Raw genomic sequence first — 1,463 nt, forward strand, 5'->3', positions numbered from 1 at the left:
ACGACGCTCTTCCGATCTCGAGCCCGCGCAGCAGGCCCGGCGGCGCGGCGATGTCGGGCGCCGCACGCAGGGCTTCGATCAACAGCAGTTCGACGAGCCGCACGAGCACGAGCTCGTGGCCCGGTCGCCGCGCCGCGGTCTCCTCGCCGACGAAGCGCACGAGCTGCGTCAGCCGCGCGACGCCGCGCACGTGCACGACGGCCGGCAGCAATGACACGAGCAGGGTCGGATCGGGCGCGTCGAACTGGAAATAGCCGCCGAGCAGGCGCACGTCGGGACGCCCGCCGCGCCGGCCGTGGCGGACTTCGGCGCCGGATGCGGGATTGCGGTGCGGATCGATCGGCAGCGGCGTCGCCGCTTCCAGGCTCGACATCGTGAACGCCGGCGTCGCCGGCAGCAGCACGAAGTCGCCGGCCTGCAGCTGAATCGCGGGTTCGCCGTCGACCGCGAGCCGGCAGCGGCCGTCGAGCACGGCGCAGAAGCTCGGCTGCCCGAATGGCGCGTAGCGCACGGCCCAGGCGCCGGCGCCGCTGATGCGTTTGGAGAACACCGCGCGCGGCTGCAGCAGCGCGATGGTCTCGGACAGCGGATCGCTCACGGCCGGACTCCTGCGAATGAATCGTGGACGAGAAACTATAGATCGTCCTGGGCCTGACGGCGATAGTGAGCGCACCTTCCGCAGAGAGAAAATCGCATGAAAACCATACTGATCACCGGCTGCTCCTCGGGCTACGGCCTGGAAACCGCGCACCTGTTCCACGAGCGCGGCTGGAACGTCGTCGCGACCCTGCGCACGCCGCGCGCGGACCTGCTGCCCGTGTCGCCGCGGCTGCGCCAGCTCGCGCTCGACGTCACGAAGCCCGACAGCATCGCCGCCGCGTTCGCGGCCAGCGGTCCGGTCGACGTGCTCGTCAACAACGCCGGCATCGGCCTGCTCGGCGCGTTCGAGGCCACGCCGATGGCGACGACGCGCGAAATCTTCGAGACCAACACCTTCGGCGTCATGGCCGTGACTCAGGCCGCACTGCCGCAGTTCCGCGCGCGGCGCAGCGGCACGATCGTCAACGTGACCTCGAGCACCGTGCTCGCGGCGATGCCGCTGGTCGCGGCCTACACGGCGAGCAAGACCGCGATCGAAGGCTTCACGGGCTCGCTCGCGCTGGAGCTCGCCGAATTCGGCATCCGCGCCAAGCTCGTGCAGCCCGGCTACGGCCCGGGCACGCGCTTCGCCGAGAACGGCGGCGCGCGCATGCAGGGACTGATCCCGGATGCCTATGCGGACTATGCGCGGCGCGTGTTCGCGGCATTCGCCGAACCGGCCGCGATCACGACGGCGGCCGACGTCGCCGAAACGGTCTGGCAGGCGGCCAACGACGCGTCGGCGCGGCTGCGCTACGCGGCCGGTCCCGACGCCGTCGCGCTCGCGCAGCAGGCCGCGGCGGCCTGAAGCCGACCGGCGAGGC

The 1,463-nt window shown here is 71.7% G+C and carries 2 protein-coding genes; one reads left to right on the top strand and one right to left on the bottom strand.

Annotated features, from left to right (window positions below; genetic code table 11):
- Positions 1-598, bottom strand: a 598-nt coding sequence (locus tag NON22_RS24240; protein ID WP_257389549.1) for a cupin domain-containing protein, incomplete at its 3' end; no start/stop codon positions are given.
- Between the two features lie 96 nt (positions 599-694).
- Here NON22_RS24240 and NON22_RS24245 point away from each other — a divergent pair.
- Positions 695-1,447, top strand: coding sequence for an SDR family oxidoreductase (locus tag NON22_RS24245; protein ID WP_257389550.1), 753 nt, complete (start codon positions 695-697; stop codon positions 1,445-1,447).
- Positions 1,448-1,463: the final 16 nt, after the last annotated feature.

The sequence above is a fragment of the Tahibacter caeni genome (assembly GCF_024609805.1).
GTDB classification, from domain to species: Bacteria; Pseudomonadota; Gammaproteobacteria; order Xanthomonadales; family Rhodanobacteraceae; genus Tahibacter; species Tahibacter caeni.

Coding starts and splice junctions, on each gene's coding strand:
- NON22_RS24245 (WP_257389550.1), top strand. CDS start 695: ATGAAAACCATACTGATCACCGGCTGCTCCTCGGGCTACGGCCTGGAA.